Raw genomic sequence first — 20,444 nt, 5'->3', positions numbered from 1 at the left:
GCTTGAATGGGGTTCAAGAGGTCGCTGGTTCGAATCCAGTCGCCCCGATCTCTGAATATGCAATATCGTCTTAGAAGTGGTATATCGTGCAATAAATCGGAAAGAAAGGAGGGAGTTGTAGTAGTGGACAAGTCGTGTATTAATGTTGGCATTTTAGGATGGGGTACTGTCGGCACAGGCGTTTCCAAAATCCTGATGAATCAGAATTCCCTCATCGCCAAAAATAGTGGCACCGAATTATGCCTAAAAAAAATAGCAAAACGAACTTTACCTGCGACGCGGCAAGGTGTTGAACTCCCTGTGGATTGTCTGACAACCGATCCCGCAGCGGTCGTTGACAATCCGGAAATCGATATTGTTGTTGAACTTATCGGCGGTGTCACAACAGCACATTCCCTCATTAAACGCGCGATCCAAAATGGAAAACACGTCGTCACAGCAAACAAAGCCCTTCTCGCAGAACACGGGGGAGAACTCTTCCAACTGGCTTCAGAACACCAAGTCAGTCTCAATTTCGAGGCAAGCACGGCAGGTGGCATTCCGATCATTAAAACCCTACAAGAGAGTTTCGCTGGCAACCAGATCCACTCCCTTTACGGTATTGTGAACGGGACGTGTAACTATATGTTGACCGAAATGCACGGGCGGGCTGTAGACTTTGCAGATGTACTCAAAGTCGCACAGGACAAGGGATACGCCGAAGCCGATCCAACACTTGACGTTGAAGGAATTGATGCCGCACAAAAACTCATTCTCCTGATCGCCCTCGCCTATCGGAGTAATATTTCACTGTCGCAATTCCATGTTGAAGGTATTACGGATATCACCCAGAAAGAGATCCAATACGCTCGCGAACTGGGTTACGTCATTAAACTCCTCGCAATCGCGAAACTTACCGACGGAAATCGCGTGGAAGCACGTGTGCATCCGACACTGGTGCCAGAGCGGAGTTTGTTAGCGAATGTCGGTGGGGCATTCAACGCGGTTTGTGTTATCGGTGATGCGGTCGGCCCGACCCTCTTTTATGGACAGGGCGCTGGAGAGATGCCAACCGCAAGTGCTGTTGTCGCTGACATTATTGATGCCGCGAAGTCTGTGCAGCAAGGCGTAAGCACTCCGATTTCACGGGCATGGCTTGCAGGGGCACAGGCGGAAGTTGGTGTATGTCCTATTGACGATATTGAGACGCGGTATTACATCCGTTTTGTGGTTGCTGACCGACCCGGTGTTCTCGCAAAGATCGGGACAATTTTGGGGAACTGGCAGATTAGCATCGCCTCTGTCATCCAAAAGGATCCGCACGGTATGGAGACCGTGTCCCTCGTAATGTTAACCCACAAGGCGCAAGAGAAAAACATGAAAGCCGCGCTCGCAGAGATTTATACGCTTGAAGATGTAAAGGACGAGGCACAACTCATTAGAATCGAAGAAGAAGTCGACTTTTAAGTTTTCCTTGCGGGTAACTAACGGGCGTTTTGATTTTGAGGGTCGCTTCTCTGAGCTTTTGAGGTAAAATTGGATATGCAGGAAGGCGTGAAAGATACTTTAGTGTTCAATATGAGAGATCTTCGACACGAGGACTTCAAAGAATACGAAGCACTTGTCCCGTCTGAGTCCCTCGGTTTGACTTACGAAGAGGTAGAATTTATTAAGCCCTTGTCATGCAGCGTCGGTCTCTTTCGCCAAGGTGGCGATAATATCTATATAACGACCGATGTCAATGCTACTATTTTAGTGGAGTGTCGACGCTGTATCAACCCCTTTGAGGTGGACATAGCAACGACACTTGGCGTGCTATTTTCTATTGGGGATACATCGTCAGAAACGGATGAAGATGATGAACGATACTACGATGGGGAAACGTTAGATATTTCAGAAGATGTCCGGCGGGCACTTGTTCTTGAAATACCAACGTGGTCGCTCTGCTCCGAAACCTGTAAAGGTTTATGTCCACAGTGTGGGACGAATCTGAACATGACGGGATGCTCCTGTGAAATGACGGATGAGCCATCGCTCCCTACCTCTAATTCCTTGAGCGCGCAACTTGCAAGCGCGTTTTCCAAAGCCGGTTCTCTTAAAAATACTGGAAACAGTTGAAATTAGAATAAATACTTGAAATGTACGCGTGATTCATTAGATCGCGATTTTGTAACGTAAAGGAGACAACCCATGGCGCATCCAAAACGGAGAACGTCAAAATCGAAAAAAAGAATGCGGCGGAGCCATAACGCGCTCCATGAAAAAACTTTAAGTGTCTGTTCCTACTGCGGAGAGACGATTATTTCTCACCAAGTCTGTTCCGAATGTGGGCATTACAATGGACGTCCCGTATTAAAATCTGCGGATGAAGCGTAGGTACTGGTTCGTTAGAAACCAACGGGGGTATATTTTTTACACGTTTTGATACGTCCATTTCAACATAGGAAATCTGCAATGGTGCCTTAGAACGCCAGTGCGTGTTTTGCTTGGGATTTCCCCAAGGAAACTGCACCTACGAGAGAAACATAATGACGCAACTTCGATATGCAACCATTACTGGGACAGGATCTTACCTCCCCGATCGGGTTGTCACCAATTTTGACCTTGAGAAATTGGTCGATACAAGCGATGAATGGATTCGTCAACGGACAGGGATCGCTGAGAGACGCATCGCTGAAGATGATGTAGCAACCTCTGATCTTTGTATACATGCTGCGCGATGGGCTATCAAAAACGCGCAAATTGATCCACTTGATATTGAGATGATTCTTGTTGCTACTGTGACTCCCGATAGGTTTTTTCCTTCAACAGCGTGCTATGTTCAGAAAGGTATCGGTGCGAAGCATGCCGCCGCAATGGATCTATCTGCTGCGTGTGCTGGCTTCCTTTACGGACTGGATTTAGCTGACGGACTGGTCAGATCTGGACGATACAACACTATTCTTGTCATCGGTGGCGAAATTTTTAACACAATTGTTGATTGGAACGATAGAAGTACATGTGTCCTTTTTGGAGATGGTGCTGGTGCGGCTGTTGTCCAAGCTACGGATGAACCTAAAGGTATCCTCGCATCTTATATCGGATCGGATGGAGATTACGCTGACGTTGACCTCTTGGGTATTCCCGCAGGGGGTTCCAGAATGTCAATCACTCAAGAGGCGATTGACCAGAAGTTAGACAAAATTCAGATGAACGGGAGAGAAGTCTTCAAATTAGGTGTCCGCCTTATGCCCGAAGCTGCGCAACGTGTGCTCCGTCAAGCAGACGTGAGTATTGAAGATATTGATCTGTTAATCCCACATCAAGCGAACCTCCGCATCATTGAGGCGGTTGGCGATAGACTCGGCATGCCACGAGAGAAGGTTTATATCAACGTTGATAAATACGGTAATACCTCCGCGGCAACAGTGATCATCGCGTTAGACGAAGCGATTCGTGAGGGACGCGCGAAGCCAGGGGATCTACTGCTGTTTGTGACTTTTGGCGCGGGGTTGACATGGGGAAGCACACTCCTACGATTATAGTTTTCAGTCTTCGGTGGTCAGCTAAAGAAGGTTCTCATGCGATCACACCCCGCTTCTACCGACAACTGATAACTCTTAACTCTGATAACTGATGACTGATAACCGTTTGGCATTTATTTTTCCAGGACAAGGTTCACAACAGGTAGGCATGGGAGCGGAACTGGCACAGACTTACCCAGCTGCCGATGCTGTTTTTCAGGAGGCAGATGCAGTCCTCGGACGGGCGTTGCGGCGACTTTGTTTTGAGGGACCTGAAGCGGACTTAAAGCAGACCGAAAACACGCAACTGGCAATTTTGACCTGTAGTGTGGCAGCCTTGCAAGTCCTAAAAGAATACGGGGTCGTGCCGAGCGCGGTCGCCGGACACAGTTTGGGAGAGTATTCCGCACTCGTAGCGGCAGGAGTGATCGACTTTGAAGACGCACTGCATTTGGTGCACGCACGAGCGAGTTTCATGGCGGAAGCTGGAAACACACAACAGGGCACAATGGCGGCGATCCTCGGGATGGAAACGGAGCGTCTGCAAGCGCTTTGTAACACGCCTGAAGGTGTTGTGAGCATCGCTAATTACAACTGTCCCGGACAACTGGTAATCTCTGGAGACATCAAAGCAGTTAACCACGTCCTCGACCTTGCTAAAGCCGAAATTGGGGCGAGACGGTGTCGTCTGTTGCCAGTCAGTGGGGCGTTTCATTCGCCACTCATGGCACCCGCGCAGCAGAAATTCGCAGTACCCCTCGAATCGGTGACGATGCAACCACCGCAAGTCGATGTTGCGATGAACGTAACAGGCGAGTTCGCCACAGATGCCGACAATATCAGACGCCTCCTATTTCAACAGATAACACGACCTGTCCAGTGGGAAAAAACATTGCAGACTCTTGAGAAAACCGGCATTACGCATTTTGTAGAGGTTGGACCGGGCAAAGTTTTGTCCGGTTTGGTGAAGCGGACCTTGCCAGAAAGTAGTACTATGAACGTTGAAGATATTGAGACGCTCTCTCTTGTGACAAATGAACACGGAAGTGATAAATAAAAAATGAGTGAAACAACGGAACAAAATGCCTTTAGAGCAGATGTGTTGAGTGGCAAAACCGCAATCGTTACAGGTGCATCGCGAGGGATTGGCGCAGCGATTGCACAAAGGCTCTGCGAAGCCGGAGCAAATGTTGTTCTCTGCTCTCGTTCTACCGAGGCAGTTGGACAGATCGCTGATACACTGCAGGGGAAAGGCTATACTGTCCTCGCAATGGCTGCTGACATCTCCGAAAGGGCGGATGTTGACACGCTTATTGAAAAGACGACTTCGCAGTTTTCACAAATCGATATTCTTGTGAACAACGCTGGGATTACTCGGGATATGTTGCTCATGCGCCTCAAGGATGAGGACTGGAACGCTGTATTACAGACAAATTTGACCGGCACGATGTACTGCACCCGCGCAGTCCTCCGTCCTATGATACGTCAGAAAAGCGGACGAATTATCAACATTTCGTCAATCGTCGGGTTAACAGGAAACGCAGGACAAGCGAATTATGCTGCGGCGAAAGCGGGCATCATCGGTTTCACGAAGGCTATCGCGAAAGAGGTCGGGGCCCGCGGTATCACGGTCAATGCTATCGCCCCTGGCTTTATCACGACAGATATGACAGCACAAATACCGGAACAGAATCAACAGCAACTGCTTGAACTGATTCCGTTACGGGAGTTTGGGCATCCAGAGGATGTGGCAGATGCCGTCTGTTTTTTGGCATCGGATGCTGCACGCTATATCACCGGCCAAACGCTTCAGGTTGACGGTGGCATGGTGATGTAATTCAAGTGGACTTGGGACTTCCCAAGACACCTAATACTAAGCCTGAAACGTAGTGGAAGGCGACGCTGCACGGAGGCACGTGAAGGTCCCGAACCTACGTTACTTAACCGCAAGGAAAATTAAAAATATGGCAACAAACCAAGAACGCCTCATCGAAATTATCGCGAAACAACTCGGTGTCGAAGAAGATAATGTTACCCCAGATGCCTCCTTTATGGAAGATTTGGGGGCTGATTCACTTGATACTGTTGAACTGGTCATGGCACTTGAAGAGGAATTCGACATCGAAATCCCAGACAGTGATGCAGAGAAAATTCAGACTGTTCAAGATGCCCTAAGTTACCTGGACGAACACGTGTAGGTTAAGGTAACGCGTTGTGCTAATTGACCATGTGTTTTGTTAAATTTCACAGTTGTTGGGTTTTCGTTGTAAATTGAACCTTGATTCCATTGCCTCTTTGTTTTCATATAGAGACTTTGGTTTAAAAATGGGGCAGTATGAACCGAAGCTGTCAAATTACAAGTGGCAAAAGATTAATACTGTGAAATCTAAATCTACAGAGAGTTAATTAGCACAAGCCGTTAAGGTATATCGTTTATCAGTTGTCGGCCTTCAGTCTTCGGTCGTCAGTTAAAGAAGGGGTTGATTGCATCAGTACCTTCTGATAACTGATAACTGATGACTGACAACTATTCTACAAAAAAGGATCGGTCTCGTGGAGCGTGTAGTTATTACAGGAATCGGCGTTGTCAATGCAATTGGCAATACGAAAGAAGAATATTGGGATGCGCTTGCTATCGGTAAAAACGGAATCGGACCTTTAACCTATTTTGATGCCTCTGAGCATCGCACCCAAATCGCCGGAGAGGTTAAGAATTTCCAAGCGGAACAGTATCTGGACCGTCGCGCTGCGTCCAGGTTACCGCTGTTCATTCAGTACGCACTTGCTGCCTCAATTATGGCACACGAAGATGCGGGTTTGGAACTCGACACGGTTGATCCTTACCGAGCAGGGGTCCAAATGGGTTCAGGGATTGGCGGCATCGGTGTCCTTGAAGATAACGCTAAAATCCTCGCTGAAAGAGGAGCGAAGCGCGTGAGTCCATTCCTTGTCCCCTATATGATTATTAACATGGCGGCAGGGCAGGTCTCAATCCATTTTAACCTCAAGGGTCCTAATTCTACGTCCGTCACTGCCTGCGCAAGTGCGAACCACTCTATGGGTGATTCGTTTCGTATCATTCAACGGGGTGAAGCAGATGTCATGTTTACGGGTGGAACGGAATCGGCAATTACGCCTTTAGCGTTTGCTGGGTTCTGTTCAATGCGTGCTATGTCTGCTCGAAATCATGAACCTGAACGCGCCTCGCGCCCGTTTACAAAGGACCGGGATGGCTTTGTCATGGGCGATGGTGCGGGGGTCCTGATTCTTGAATCGCTCTCACACGCTAAAAAGCGTGGTGCTTATATCTACGCCGAAATGGTCGGCTACGGAATGACCTCGGATGCGCACGATATGGTAAGTCCCCCCGAAAACGGTGAGGGGGCAGTGAAAGCAATGGAATTTGCACTCCGAGATGCCAACTTACCACTGGATGTCGTCGATTATATCAACGCCCACGGCACTTCAACACCGATTGGCGATATTGCCGAAACAAACGCCGTTAAAACCCTCTTCGGCGAACACGCCTACAAAATTCCTGTCAGTTCTACCAAATCCATGATTGGCCATCTGCTCGGTGCAGCGGGTGCCGTAGAACTCATCGCCTGCTTAGGCGCGATGGAAAAAGGCTTCTTACCACCAACGATCAACTACGATATGCCGGACGAAGCCTGCGACTTGGACTATGTTCCAAACGAAAGTCGCGATGCAACGATTGATATCGCACTCTCTAATGCGTTCGGTTTCGGTGGACACAACACCTCTATCGCCATCCGAAAATTTTCAGATTAGACAGATGAGTGAAAGTGCAAAATACATTAAGATCGTCGAATGGTCAGACGAGGACGAATGTTTCATCGGGTATTGTCCGGGAATCATTGGGCCATGTTGCCACGGCGATAATGAAATAGGAGTTTACCAACACTTATACCATTTCTGATTGAAATTGTAGCATAAACTTTTAGTTTGTGCTTGCTTGTAGCATAGACTGGCGAATGCGCGTGTGGCATTCGCAAAGACTCTGTGCACTCAGGTGCGGTTAATGCGATATAAACTTTTAGAAATGGTATTATGTGAAATTGTCAACGAATTGTTGGCAGATACACAGAAAGCAAATAAACCGCTTCCACATCCAACGATTGGTAGAAACCTTGAGGCATTTTTAACGAGCACCCAGCAAATTTATGATCCGGCATAACGGGGTATGCCTGCGACTATGCACGTAGCCTATATTGGTTTTGGAAGTAACATCGGCGACCGACTTGCACATATCCAAAATGCCATCCGTGCGCTATCAAAAACAGAGGGAATCACCTTAAAAAAGATTTCCTCCATCTACACAACTGACCCCGTTGGTTATGAAGCACAAGCACAGTTTCTGAACGGTGTCGCTGCCATCCAAACCTCCCTTTCTCCCCTCTCTTTGCTACATACCTTAAAAGACATTGAGACCACTATTGGCAGAAAACACCGTATCCGTTGGGGACCGAGAGAGATTGACTTGGACATATTAATCTATGGGGATTTGTGCGTCCAAACAGAGAAACTCGTCATTCCGCACCCGGAGATGCATCTCCGCGGTTTCGTGTTGGTCCCGTTAGCGGAGATCGCGCCGAACCTCGTCCACCCAGTCTTTCAGGAGTCTATTCAAACCCTCCTCAATCGCCTTGAAGATAACAAATCTGTTCTAAGGAAATAATAGTTTGGACAATTTCGGTCAGGTTCATACCTTGTTTTCAAGGTATGTCTGATTTTTCTCGAGGGTTCTCACACATACCCAACTCTGAAAAAATAAACTCGGAGGCCCCAAAGGCAAGCCCCAGCGGGGCGATATGTTTATAGAAACGCCATACCCTACACCAGGCAAGCCCCAGCGGGGCGATATGTGTATTCTTAAAAAAAATTGTCCAAAGTTTAGTAAGGAAAGAAGATTGTATTTTATAGACTTTCACACTGAAATCTGATATAATTTCTGCAACCCTCTATCGGACAGCGTCTCCTCTTTGCCTATCTTGAGCAGTTTGTCCAAAAGACTGTTCAAACCTGCCTCAATCGCCTTGAAAAACTTGCAATTTTCTCTCAAGTATAGTATAATTTCTAAATGCGTGAGTCCGACAATACATAGACATAATACGCCAGTAATTACAAGTGCCAAAGCAGTTTAAGGAAAACTTTACAAAAGATGAACATCCATGAATACCAAGCCAGACGCATCTTAGAATCCTATGGTGTCAATACGCTACCGGGTAGGGTCGCCGAAACGCCAGAGGAAGCCGAAGCCATCGCACAGGAACTCAATTGCCCAAAATACGTTATTAAGGCACAAATACATGCTGGGGGGCGCGGGAAAGGCGGCGGCGTCAAACTCGCGGATTCACCCGCCGAAGTCAAACAGCACGCAGATGCTATTCTGGGAATGCAACTGGTGACACCCCAGACCGGTCCCGAAGGGAAACTTGTTCGTAAAGTCCTAATTGCCGAAGCTGCAGAAATAGAGAAAGAGTTCTACCTCGCCATTTTACTTGATCGAGAAACATCCCGACTCACTTTAATCGGAAGCGAAGAGGGGGGTGTTAACATTGAGGAAGTTGCGGCACAAACCCCTGAAAAAATTATTAGAGCGGAGGTGCATCCAGCCTTCGGGTTAACTGAGTTCCAAGCACGGGAGTTTGCATACAAACTCATCACCAATGTAGACTACCGTTCTGTTATCCCAAACGCCACCCAATTGATTTTGTCGCTTTACAGTGCGTTTATTGCATGCGACTGTTCGTTGGTGGAGATTAATCCCTTGGCTATTGTAAAAACGGAGGACGCATTAGACATTGTCGCACTCGATTCCAAGGTAAACCTTGATGACAATTCACTCTGGCGACATTCCGATATAGCTGAGATGCGTGATCCCCATGAAGAAGATCCGAGTGAATTAGAAGCAAGCGAATCGGGTTTAAGTTACATCCGTCTCGAGGGTGATATCGGTTGCATGGTGAACGGGGCAGGACTCGCTATGGCAACGATGGATATCATCAAACAGAACGGCGGCGAGCCGGCGAATTTCCTTGATGTCGGTGGGGGTGCATCTGTAGAAGCAGTTACACACGCTTTCCGCCTCATCCTCGCAGATGATAATGTGAAGGCTGTTCTCGTGAACATCTTTGGGGGCATCATGAAATGCGACACAATCGCAAACGGCATCGTTGAAGCCGCGAAACAGGTCGAACTCAACGTTCCGCTTGTGGTTCGATTAGAAGGAACGAATGTCGAGCTTGGAAAACAGATCATTGCCGAATCGGATTTGAATGTTCAACAAGCCGAAGGACTCTCTGAAGCGGCGCAACTATCAGTAAAAGCGGCGAACCCCGCATAAAAATAGCAGTCAGCAGCCACACGCAGCGATCCTTGAGGGTGTTCTTTCTTCGGCGAATCGATCTCTAATTGCTGCTGAGGATAGCCGAAAATTCGCGCAAAGCGAAGGGGCCCGCAGCCCAGAGGTCCATAAAATAAAAAATGGAAAAACTTGAATTAAAGGACATAGACGTTAGTGGGAAACGCGTTCTTGTGCGGGTGGACTTCAATGTTCCAATGAGAGATGGAAAGATTACAGATGAAACCCGTATTACCACTGCTTTGCCGACGCTTTTAGCACTCATCAACGCCGATGCCAAAATTATCCTTGTAACACATTTAGGCAGACCCGAGGTAGGTTCGGCAGCTGACCGGAAGGTGCTTTCAACTGAACCGATCGCTGTAGCGCTCAGCCGTAAACTCGGCACACGCGTCGCTCATGTCAACGATTGTATCGGCGAGTCGGCGCAAACTGCCGTTGCGTCAATGCGTAACGGAGAAGTCCTGCTCCTTGAGAACGTCCGATTCTATGCCGAGGAAACCGCAAACGACACGGCATTCGCAGCACAACTTGCTGCATTGGCGGATGTCTATGTAAATGATGCGTTCGGGACAGCCCATCGTGCCCACGCCTCAACGGAGGGCGTAACCCACTATCTCAGTCCGTGTGTCGTTGGACTTTTAATGGCACGCGAAATCTATTATCTCAGCACTACTCTTGAAGAGCCTGCACGTCCATACATCGCTATCCTCGGTGGCGCGAAAATTTCCGACAAAATCACGCTGATCGAGAACCTCCTTGGAAAAGTTGATAAACTTCTTATCGGTGGCGGTATGGCATATACATTTTTGTCGGCGTTGGGATTCACTGTTGGGAACTCAATTGTCGAGACTGAAAAACTTGACGTTGCAAAATCGTTAGTCGAAAGGGAAGACTTCTCGGATTCCGTCCTACTACCCATTGACCATGTCGTGGCTAAAGCCTTTGACCCTGAAACCGAATCGCAGATTGTGGGTGAAAGTGATATTCCGGATGGATGGCAAGGATTGGATATTGGTCCCGAAACTGTCTCGGCTTTTGGTGGACAGATCGCCACAGCAAAAACCGTCGTGTGGAACGGACCCTTAGGAGTCTATGAATTTGAGAAGTTCGCACAAGGCACGATTTCGGTCGCAAAGCAGATTGCCGATTCAGAATCGGTGAGTATTATTGGGGGTGGAGACTGTGTCGCGGCGATACAACAAGCCGGGGTCGCAGATCGAATGACGCATATCTCAACGGGAGGCGGTGCCTCCTTGGAGTTCTTAGAGGGGAAATCGCTACCGGGCATCCTTGCTTTAACGGATCGAGGGAGATAAGCCGCCCCTTCAGAAAACTGAGCCCGAAGCGGTGCGAAAGGAAAAATTAGCAATCAGCAGTCGGTTAAGAGGTTTTTGTTAAACCTAAACGCGTAGCCTGCAACATCGGCGCAGGGTTTTTGCTTGGGTGTTTCCACTGAGTCTACGGAAAGGTACTTCAGGTATCAAACCCACCTGACCGAACCGCAAGGAATAATTAAAAATGTTTGATAAAATAGTTCCCCGTAGTGAAGACTACGCAAAATGGTATACGCAGGTCATCCGTCAAGCCGAGATGGCTGACTACGCTCCCGTTCGAGGATGTATGGTAGTCCGTCCTTACGGCTACGCGCTCTGGGAGAATGTCAAAGAACAATTGGATACCCGGTTCAAAGAAACGGGACACCAAAACGCCGCCTTTCCGCTCTTCATTCCGATGAGTTTCATCGAAAAAGAAGCGGAGCATGTTGAGGGTTTTAAGCCAGAACTCGCTGTCGTCACACACGGCGGCGGAAAAAAGTTGGAAGAACCGCTTGTCGTGCGCCCAACATCTGAGACGATTATCGGCTACATGTATAGTCAGTGGATCCAGTCCTATCGAGATTTACCGGTACTTATCAATCAATGGGCAAACGTGGTCCGATGGGAATTGCGTCCTCGCCTTTTCCTCAGGACGATGGAATTCTTCTGGCAAGAGGGGCATACCGCTCACGCAACGCACGAGGAAGCCGAAGAGGAAACCCTACGCATTCTGGACCTCTATACCGATTTTGCAGTTAATGAAGCTGCGATACCTGTCATTCCTGGACGTAAGAGTGACAGTGAGAAGTTTCCGGGCGCACTAACTTCTTATACCATCGAGGCGATGATGGGGGATAAACGCGCACTTCAAGCTGGCACCTCACACGACTTAGGGCAGAACTTCGCCAAGGCTTTCGATATTCAGTATCTCGATGCAAACCAGAAACAGCAGCACTGCTGGACGACCAGTTGGGGAGTGAGCACCCGAATGATCGGTGCGATTATCATGACACACGGGGACGACCAAGGGTTGGTTCTGCCCCCGAGACTTGCACCCACGCAGCTCGTCATTGTGCCAATCGTTCCTAAAAATAAAGACAGTGATAAGCAAGCCGTTATGCAAGCCGTTGATGGCATTTGTGAAACTTTGGGTGGTGTCCGCTACCATGTTGACGATAGACACGACTACTCACCCGGTTGGCGATTCAACGAATGGGAACTCAAAGGCGTGCCCTTACGCATAGAGATCGGTCCCCGTGATTTGAGCAAACAGCAAATCGTCCTTGCACGGCGCGATATACCGGGCAAGGAAGGCAAAATATTTGTGCCAATTGACAGGGCTGCGGAGACAGTAAAGCAGATGCTTGAGACCATTCAATCTGACATGCTCAAACGGGCAACCGATTTCCGCGATGCGAATACCTTTAAACCTACCACCTACGACGCGTTTAAAGAGGCTATTGAAAATGGGTTCGCATACGCACATTGGTGTGGGGACGCAGCCTGTGAGGATCAAGTCAGAGAGGAAACACAAGCGACTATCCGATGCCTCCCGATGGAACAATCTGGTGGAGATGGCGAATGTATTGTTTGTGGAAAATCTACAGAAGATATCGCTGTCTTTGCGCGCGCGTATTAATCCTCAGTGGGAACAATAGTTGGAAAGAAGATTTAGATGGGAAATTGAGAAGAGCATGTAGCCCGTAATGAAATTATGCCTTAAATGGCATAATTTGTCTTTGCTTTACACTTGGAGGGCGGATATACGGGAAATGACGTGAAAGGTTCAGACTCACCTCACCGAACCGCAAGGTAAAATTAAAAAATGAGCATACTCGTTAATAAAAATACAAAAGTCCTCGTTCAGGGCATCACAGGTCGTTCTGGACGCTTTCACACAGAGCAGTGCGCAGCTTACGGCACCCAGATTGTTGCAGGCGCGGTCCCCGGTAGAGGGGGATCTGATGTGAATGGTATCCCTGTGTATGACACTGTGGCAGAGGGAGTTGCAGCAACGGGCGCGGATACCTCGTTGATCTTCGTTCCCGCACGCTTCAACGCCGCAGATTCTGTCATGGAAGCGGCAGAAGCAGGGGTCGAATTGATCGTCTGTATCTCCGAGCACATTCCTGTTCTCGATATGGTCAAAGCAAAGGCGTATCTTCAAGGGACGTCAACCCGATTAATCGGACCGAACTGTCCGGGGGTCATCACACCCGGTGAATGCAAAATCGGCGTTATGCCCGAGTTTGCCTATGCACCCGGCAACGTTGGGATTGTCTCCCGAAGCGGCACCTTGACTTACGAAGCTGCATATCAATTGAAGCGACTCGGTATTGGGCAGTCTACCTGCGTCGGGATTGGGGGCGACCCGGTGATTGGCACAAACTTCGTCGATGTTCTCAAACTTTTTGAGGCGGATGACGACACACACGCCGTTGTCTTAATAGGTGAAATCGGGGGAACGGCTGAGGAAAAAGCCGCACAGTTTGTAAAGGACAAAATGACGAAGCCTGTTATCGGTTTTATTGCTGGGCAGACCGCACCACCCGGAAAGCGAATGGGGCACGCAGGAGCAATCATCTCCGGTGGGCAAGGCACTGCCGCCGATAAAATTCAGGCACTCAAGGATGCTGGCGTCGCTGTTGCTGATAGCCTCACCACTATTGGAGAAACCGTAACACAACTTTTGTAAAACCCAAGTATGGACATATCGCCCTGTTGGGCTGAAATCCAGAAACCCCGTTGGAATTCACCAGAAACCACTGCGTAATGTAATGGAGCAGTGACCAGAGTTAATAGTTTAAAAAATGAAGAAAGACATCGCTTACCTGCACACCAAAAAACAGGAACGGCAACCGATTACGGTGTTGACCTGTTACGACTATCCGACCGCTTGTATGCAAGACGAAGCCGGTATCGACATCGTTTTCGTCGGAGACAGCGTTGGAACCAATGTTCTCGGCTATAAAAACGAGACAGAGGTGACGATGGGAGATATGCGTCACCATCTCAAAGCAGTGCGCCGCGGTGTCACAGATGCCTATCTCCTCGTTGATATGCCCTATGCCGCAGACCGCGATGTGACGCAAGCCATCACCAATGCAAAAACCTTTATCTCCGACGGAGCAGACGGTGTTAAATTGGAAGGGGGGCCAGAAAAGGTCCCTGTTGTTTCTGCACTCACCGAACACGGTATAGACACCTGTGCACACATCGGTCACAATCCGCAAATCCACGGGACCAAGGCATCAACCCACGGAAGAACCTTTGCCAAAGCGAAACGCCTCATTGAAGCAGCAGCAGCACTCGCGGCGGCTGGCGCGAAACTCATGGTCCTCGAGAAAGTCACTGAAGAGGTAAGTCAGATCATAACGGATACCCTCAATATTCCAACCATCGGTATTGGGGCAGGTCGATTCTGTGACGGGCAAGTGCTCGTTATTAACGATATATTGGGCATAGGTCCACCACTCAAACACGCCAAACGCTACCAAGATTACAGCCAATTGACGTTTGAGGCAATCTGTCAGTATAAGGAAGAGGTGGCGAGCGGCGCGTTTCCTACAGACGCGAACACCTCACACATCCCACCCGATAAATTTGCGCGACTGCAAAAGTGGCTAAAATCAATACACTAAGTTGCGTGTTCATACGTTAGATAACTATATGCTGCCATCTCAACGACGCGTGTGCCTTTTAACCGCACGGGTTCCTTGAAAAAGGGGGCATCTAACACCCATGTGTGGTATTCGCCTTGTTCGCCGCAAGCATCAACCGGTAACTGCTTCAGTTCTGAAATGAGTTCCGCATCTAAATATCTACCGGCAATAGTCGGCACAAAGAACTTGTTGTAAGCAAGCGAACAGATCACTTCAAATTTCTCGGAGAAAAGAGTGTCCAGGATCGCGTGCCGGTCTAACTCCCACAACGGTTTATAAACGCCCGCCAAATTTGTCGCAACACTCTCAATCCAATTCGGCATCCCGTCTACAGTAGAAATATCTCCTGTGATTAAGACTTCAATTCCACTATCTCTAAGGACTCGAATTTGTTGGCGATAACTGGATTGATAGGGTTCAGCAATCGGCATGAACGCAATCGGAATCCCGATCTTTCGCGCTTGTAGCTCCATAAGGGGTCTCGGGTGTGCGTAGAATTGCCGGTCCTCCGCTGGAACGAAACAGACGAGTCTCCTTATATCGTAAAGATTTAAGGAGACGTGAAGTGCGAGTGCCGAATCTTTCCCACCCGTCCACAGGACTGCTGCTTTCATCGAATTATGTTTCCAGTGGCACGACGTCGGCATAGACGTAAGTGGGTGAGGTATTGCGGCTTGAGTGAATCTTGTCATTGCTGTCTTTCTTAGAAACAATCTCTCTCTGGACAACTTTACCCGGTTTCGCGGCAACAGGCGAACTAAACATCGGTCCATCAACAACACATGTATGGAACTCACCGTTTTCACCGAGCGGATCCACCCCATCGGGTAAATCGGCAAGGAGTTCGGCATCGAACCAGCGTCCTGCGAAATCGGCGGGAACCTTGGTCGGATTGAGGGCAGTAATAATGGCACGCATGCCGGAAGTGATCATTTTTTCAGCGAGTTGTGTTGTGTTTTCTCCCCATACTGGAAAAATTGGCGTAAAGCCGGTTCCGCGTAATTTGTCTTCTCGGTATTCACGGATGTCTTCTAAGAACAGATCCCCAAAGGCGAAATGCGATGTCCCCTGATGTTCAGGTAACGCTTCCACTTTAGCGAGAAATTTTCGCATCGCCTCTTCATAGATCGCATTGGAACAGGGATAGGGGATCGGTATTTCATACAATGGCACTCCCAGTTTCTCCGCTTGCTGTTTTAGCACCCATGCCGGCGTGGAGTGGATGGAGACGCGATCAAATGTCTGTGTGACGGTCGTAAAGATACCTCGCACATCGTAGCGTTTCGGTTCCTGACGGAGTGTATGAAGTGCCCAGGCAGAATCTTTGCCCGAGGACCAAGAGACAAAGACCGGGAGAGGGGTCGTGTTGTTCGTCTGTTTTGTCATATTTAAACCTTTCTGCTTTTAAAACTATATAGGACTGATGTGTTTTCCCTTGAAGTCCCTGATAAGGGGCGGGGAATGCCATAAGGCATTCATACCGTTGATTCTTTAGGGCGTTAAATAAAACGAAGGAGCACTTTTCAACAAAATAGGTCCTTTTTCTGTTCAATGTGTGTAAGTTCTGACTATATCTACAATGCCAAAAAGTTGGAGAGTAAACTCTTGCCAGCAGCCGTCAAAATCGACTCTGGATGGAACTGCACGCCCCAAATAGGTAGCGTTTTATGCCGAAGTCCCATGATTTCATCCTGATCTGTCCAGGCAGTGATCTCAAGGCAATCTGGCAATGTATCCCTTTTTACGATTAGTGAATGGTATCGCGTGGCTTCGAATGGGTTATCCAATCCTTCAAAAAGTTCAACCGCATTATGTTCAATCATAGAGGTTTTACCGTGCATCAACCGATCTGCTCTAACTACATCACCGCCAAATACGTCCCCGATACACTGGTGACCGAGACAGACCCCCAAAATCGGAACTTTGCCAGCGAAGTGCTTTATGGCATCGTTAGATATACCGGCTTCTTTCGGCGTGCAAGGACCCGGTGAGATGACAAGTCGTTCAGGTTCGAGGGCATCTAACGCGTCCAATCCTATTTTCCGACTCCGATGCACCTCCAATTCAGCACCGAGTTCACCCAAATACTGCACCAAATTATAGGTGAAGGAGTCGTAGTTATCAATCATCAAGACCATATTTTTAATTTTCCTTGCGGTTCGGTAAGACGGATTGGATAAACAACGTTTATCGCCGTATATCCGCCCTCCAAGTGTAAAGCAAAGACAAATTATGCCATTTAAGGAGAACCTAATTTCATTACGGGCTACGCGCTTTGGAAACGAAGAAGAAAGCCATCTTTTTTTATTCCTTTCGGAAGGTTTAGTTCACAACCAAAAAAAATTGAAGGCTATTCCTCACAATAAGAAACCTTGTTCTGCCAAGGCAATGGCACTGAGCATCGCTCGCGCTTTACTCATGGTTTCGTAATACTCGGTTTCAGGTACTGAATCCGCAACGACACCACCACCTGCCTGCACATAAGCGGTGTTATCTTTAATAACCGCGGTTCGGATCGTAATTGCTGTGTCCGCACTGCCAGAGAAACTGAAATACCCCACCGTTCCGCCGTATGTGCCGCGGCGCGTCGGTTCGAGTTCGTCAATGATTTCCATTGCGCGTATCTTCGGGGCACCGGAGAGGGTTCCAGCGGGGAGGCACGCTCGCAGCACATCAAAAGCCGTAAACTCTTCACGTAAGCGTCCAATGACGTGTGAAACGATGTGCATCACGTGTGAAAAACGCTCGACTATCATAAGGTCGGTCACCTCAACAGTGTGATATTCACAGACCCGACCGAGGTCGTTCCGTCCTAAATCAACCAGCATAACGTGCTCCGCTCGTTCCTTCGGATCGGAGAGAAGTGTCTGCTCTAACTCCGCGTCCTCTTCAGGAGTTGTGCCACGCGGGCGTGTTCCTGCGATCGGAACAGTTTGGACGATGCCATCTTCTACGCGCACCATCATTTCTGGCGATGCCCCGACAATGTCAAAATCATTGAACTTCAGAAAATACATATACGGTGATGGATTAATCATTCGCAATGCCCGATATATCTCAAATGAGTGTACGGACACTGAACAACTGAATCGCTGCGAAGGCACTACTTGGATAATGTCGCCTGCAGCTATGTATTCTTTCGCGCGTCTGACCGCGGCTTCGTAATCAGATTTCGTAAAATTCGATTTTGGATCGGATATAATTTTTTCATACCCCTCCTGAGGTTCGCTACTCTTGCTGCGTAAATGCACTTCGGAGGCAGTTGTCAGTTTCTCGACCAATGCCTCAATTTTCGCAAGAGCCCCCGCATAAGCCGCGTCCACGTCTCCATCAATATGCGCGTTCGCTACAACTTTGATCTGATGGTTCACATGATCGAATATCAAGAGCGTTTCGGCAATCATGAAGAAGCAGTCGGGAAGCTGCAGTTCGTCTTCGGTATTATCTGGTAATTCCTCGACGAAGCGCACCATGTCATAACTCATATAACCGACCGCACCCCCGTGGAATTTTGGTAACTCTTGGTTGTGAACAGGTCGGTAGTTCTGCATCAACTCCTCAAGGGCACTCAAGGGGTCTTCATATGCCTGAACGACGGTTTCGCCTTTTTCCAAATACTCAATCGTAACCTGATGCCCTTTACTATGGAAAAGCACTGAGGGTTGGCTCCCCAAAAAAGAGTAACGCGCAAGGTTTTCACCACCTTCAACGCTTTCAAGTAAGAACGCATAATTATCTGGCATCAACTTGTAAAAAGCAGACACCGGGGTCTCCATATCTGCCAGAATCGAGCGGTATACCGGTATTGTGTTTCCTGATTTCGCTGCCTCGCGAAAATCTTCCAATGTAGGATAATACATTTTTCAATTATTCCTTGCGGTTCGGTCAGGTGCGTAATACCCGACCATCCCTGATAGGTAATTAGGGACTTTCCTATAAAATCGAGACTGTAGATGAATTTAATCAAGCAATTCTCGAACGGATGCAAGGATACAAAAACCGACAAAATGTCGGAGTCTAATAGACGGCATCTTCCTCGAAAATCTTTTCACCTACGACACGCGTTGACTCTCCATCGGGGGAAACTTCTCGAAAGAAGCAGGAGCGATAACCGACATGGCACGCCGCCACTTTCTGCTCAACCTTTATGAGCAAGGCATCACCATCACAATCTATGGCAATAGATTTAACCGTCTGCGTATGCCCTGAAGTCTCCCCCTTTCTCCACAACTTTTGGCGGGAACGGCTCCAGAAGCAGACGCGCCCTGTATTCAGCGTTTCCTTTATCGATTCTGCGTTCATATAGCCTACCATCAGGATTTCGTTATTTCTGTGATCTTGAATGACTGCAGCGACTAAACCATCACGATCATACTTAATTTCCGATAAAAATTTCATTTGGGTTCTCCTCTTTAAAACAAAAAACCTTATGCCGCCGGGATCGGTGTGCATAAGGCTTCAACAGGACTAAAAAATAAAAAATGACGATTTTCAATATCTATTTCAGTTATCCGTTTGAACGCACACTCCCCCACAGGTTTCCATTGGATCGCCACCAATGCCAATGGTTAGATATGCTATGCAAGCTGGAGTGTGAATCTAAAAATGTCATTTTTTTCGCTTCTCAACAACGGGTGGTAACTGCCAAATTTTTTGGGATGTATCCACGCTTGATATTAATAATACCACATCTCTTTTGCATTGTCAAATTTTTTATTAAATACGACTTACGCACTTCCTCTTAAAGTCCCCCTGATAAGGGGGATTTAGGGGGTTAAATCCCTGAGATAACACCTTTTTTCGTAAAATATTTCGCTTTTTTGCTCAATTTGCGTAAGTCCTGTTAAAAAAATATTTGCATAAAATAGGGCAACATGATATAGTATATGTATTACAATTGAAAACTACGCTAAAGGATCGAAAGTCAGGAGACCTGCCTGAATCGTGTTTCACGCATCTGCTTTCGCGGGAAAGCGACAGATATATGAATAAGAATGAGGAGATCGAGATGCGTATATCCCCTTTATTTATCATTGTTATTTTTGTAATTTTAATTGTCGGATGGACTGTTTATTTGGAGATTGGTAATAGAAATTTTAGTAATAGCCTTCCTGGGGTCCTAACAGAGAAGCAACGCTCAAGTGAATCATCAGAGGTGCAACATGGCGACAGTAGGGAGCACACTCCTGAAGAACAATCTGTAGCAAAGACGATCACAGATACACCCTCTGAGACACGGTCATTTGAAAAGAAGCAACCTACTCATAGAAGACTTCCAGAGGTAACCGAGAATTATGATTGGCGAGAAGATACAGTGAGTGTGTCTGACCTGTCTGCAGCCGGATCAGATCCGTGGCAAAACCAAGAATCACTTGAGGAAACACAGGATAACGGGACACTTATAACAGATCCGGAAACAATGCCACCGGATGAATTATGGGATGCGATACGGAACCAATTGATTGAGAAGTTCGGCGATATTCCACAAGTTTATCAGTTTACAGAAATGAATCGGAAGATGGAAAAACACATTCCTATAACATTACTAAAGTTTGGACAATATTATGATATTCAAGCTGCCTTGTCGAAAGGCAGC

General features: G+C 47.8%; 20 protein-coding genes. 15 read left to right on the top strand and 5 right to left on the bottom strand.

Features of this window, described 5'->3' with window-relative positions; translation table 11 throughout:
* Positions 1 to 57: 57 nt before the first annotated feature.
* From F4X88_14070 to panB, 14 genes are all read left to right on the top strand, one after another.
* Positions 58 to 1,446 carry a homoserine dehydrogenase gene (locus F4X88_14070; GenBank protein ID MYA57416.1) on the top strand — a complete coding sequence of 463 codons (1,389 nt, stop codon included), beginning with the start codon at positions 58 to 60 and terminating at the stop codon, positions 1,444 to 1,446.
* Between the two features lie 75 nt (positions 1,447 to 1,521).
* Positions 1,522 to 2,097 carry a DUF177 domain-containing protein gene (locus tag F4X88_14065; GenBank protein MYA57415.1) on the top strand — a complete coding sequence of 192 codons (576 nt, stop codon included), beginning with the start codon at positions 1,522 to 1,524 and terminating at the stop codon, positions 2,095 to 2,097.
* Positions 2,098 to 2,169: 72 nt separating this feature from the next.
* Positions 2,170 to 2,355, top strand: a complete 186-nt coding sequence (locus F4X88_14060) for a 50S ribosomal protein L32 (protein MYA57414.1) — start codon at positions 2,170 to 2,172, stop codon at positions 2,353 to 2,355.
* 152 nt (positions 2,356 to 2,507) lie between these two features.
* Complete coding sequence (locus tag F4X88_14055; GenBank protein MYA57413.1) at positions 2,508 to 3,503, top strand: ketoacyl-ACP synthase III; 996 nt, start codon at positions 2,508 to 2,510, stop codon at positions 3,501 to 3,503.
* 91 nt (positions 3,504 to 3,594) lie between these two features.
* Complete coding sequence (gene fabD / locus F4X88_14050; protein MYA57412.1) at positions 3,595 to 4,539, top strand: ACP S-malonyltransferase; 945 nt, start codon at positions 3,595 to 3,597, stop codon at positions 4,537 to 4,539.
* A gap of 3 nt (positions 4,540 to 4,542) precedes the next feature.
* Entirely contained in the window at positions 4,543 to 5,319 is a 777-nt protein-coding gene (fabG, locus tag F4X88_14045; protein MYA57411.1) for a 3-oxoacyl-ACP reductase FabG, read from the top strand.
* 127 nt (positions 5,320 to 5,446) lie between these two features.
* A complete protein-coding gene (gene acpP / locus F4X88_14040; GenBank protein ID MYA57410.1) occupies positions 5,447 to 5,680 on the top strand; it encodes an acyl carrier protein in 234 nt (77 codons plus the stop codon).
* 355 nt (positions 5,681 to 6,035) lie between these two features.
* A complete protein-coding gene (fabF, locus tag F4X88_14035; GenBank protein MYA57409.1) occupies positions 6,036 to 7,274 on the top strand; it encodes a beta-ketoacyl-ACP synthase II in 1,239 nt (412 codons plus the stop codon).
* A gap of 424 nt (positions 7,275 to 7,698) precedes the next feature.
* On the top strand, positions 7,699 to 8,181 hold the full coding sequence (gene folK / locus F4X88_14030; GenBank protein MYA57408.1) for a 2-amino-4-hydroxy-6-hydroxymethyldihydropteridine diphosphokinase: 483 nt from the start codon (positions 7,699 to 7,701) through the stop codon (positions 8,179 to 8,181).
* Positions 8,182 to 8,664: 483 nt separating this feature from the next.
* Positions 8,665 to 9,849: an ADP-forming succinate--CoA ligase subunit beta gene (gene sucC, locus F4X88_14025; protein ID MYA57407.1), complete on the top strand. Its 1,185-nt coding sequence runs from the start codon at positions 8,665 to 8,667 to the stop codon at positions 9,847 to 9,849.
* Positions 9,850 to 9,989: 140 nt separating this feature from the next.
* The gene (locus tag F4X88_14020) at positions 9,990 to 11,186 is read left to right on the top strand and encodes a phosphoglycerate kinase (protein ID MYA57406.1); all 1,197 of its coding nucleotides are present in this window, start codon (positions 9,990 to 9,992) and stop codon (positions 11,184 to 11,186) included.
* A 202-nt stretch (positions 11,187 to 11,388) separates the two neighbouring features.
* Positions 11,389 to 12,825 carry a proline--tRNA ligase gene (locus F4X88_14015; GenBank protein MYA57405.1) on the top strand — a complete coding sequence of 479 codons (1,437 nt, stop codon included), beginning with the start codon at positions 11,389 to 11,391 and terminating at the stop codon, positions 12,823 to 12,825.
* 186 nt (positions 12,826 to 13,011) lie between these two features.
* Complete coding sequence (gene sucD, locus F4X88_14010; GenBank protein MYA57404.1) at positions 13,012 to 13,881, top strand: succinate--CoA ligase subunit alpha; 870 nt, start codon at positions 13,012 to 13,014, stop codon at positions 13,879 to 13,881.
* 115 nt (positions 13,882 to 13,996) lie between these two features.
* Positions 13,997 to 14,827 (top strand): 3-methyl-2-oxobutanoate hydroxymethyltransferase, encoded by an 831-nt coding sequence (gene panB, locus F4X88_14005; protein MYA57403.1) that lies wholly within the window; start codon positions 13,997 to 13,999, stop codon positions 14,825 to 14,827.
* On the opposite strand, the gene F4X88_14000 is transcribed toward panB, so the two are convergent.
* The 5 genes from F4X88_14000 to hisI form a co-directional block, all read right to left on the bottom strand.
* Positions 14,824 to 15,540, bottom strand: a complete 717-nt coding sequence (locus F4X88_14000; GenBank protein MYA57402.1) for a hypothetical protein — start codon at positions 15,538 to 15,540, stop codon at positions 14,824 to 14,826. The two genes, panB and F4X88_14000, sit on opposite strands and share 4 nt — an antisense overlap.
* Complete coding sequence (locus F4X88_13995) at positions 15,467 to 16,234, bottom strand: adenine nucleotide alpha hydrolase (protein MYA57401.1); 768 nt, start codon at positions 16,232 to 16,234, stop codon at positions 15,467 to 15,469. Before F4X88_13995 ends, F4X88_14000 begins: the two co-directional genes overlap by 74 nt.
* Before the next feature lie 188 nt (positions 16,235 to 16,422).
* The gene (locus tag F4X88_13990; protein MYA57400.1) at positions 16,423 to 16,986 is read right to left on the bottom strand and encodes an aminodeoxychorismate/anthranilate synthase component II; all 564 of its coding nucleotides are present in this window, start codon (positions 16,984 to 16,986) and stop codon (positions 16,423 to 16,425) included.
* Between the two features lie 219 nt (positions 16,987 to 17,205).
* Entirely contained in the window at positions 17,206 to 18,708 is a 1,503-nt protein-coding gene (gene trpE, locus F4X88_13985; protein ID MYA57399.1) for an anthranilate synthase component I, read from the bottom strand.
* A 157-nt stretch (positions 18,709 to 18,865) separates the two neighbouring features.
* On the bottom strand, positions 18,866 to 19,246 hold the full coding sequence (gene hisI / locus F4X88_13980) for a phosphoribosyl-AMP cyclohydrolase (GenBank protein ID MYA57398.1): 381 nt from the start codon (positions 19,244 to 19,246) through the stop codon (positions 18,866 to 18,868).
* A gap of 586 nt (positions 19,247 to 19,832) precedes the next feature.
* On the opposite strand from hisI, the gene F4X88_13975 reads away from it, so the two are divergent.
* Positions 19,833 to 20,444 (top strand): hypothetical protein (locus F4X88_13975; GenBank protein ID MYA57397.1); only part of this gene is annotated, 612 nt, incomplete at its 3' end.

It is taken from the genome of Candidatus Poribacteria bacterium, assembly GCA_009839745.1.
In the GTDB taxonomy this organism is placed as follows: Bacteria; Poribacteria; WGA-4E; order WGA-4E; family WGA-3G; genus WGA-3G.
Note: the sequence above shows the minus strand (reverse complement) of the source record. Positions and strands in the feature narration are given on the sequence as shown.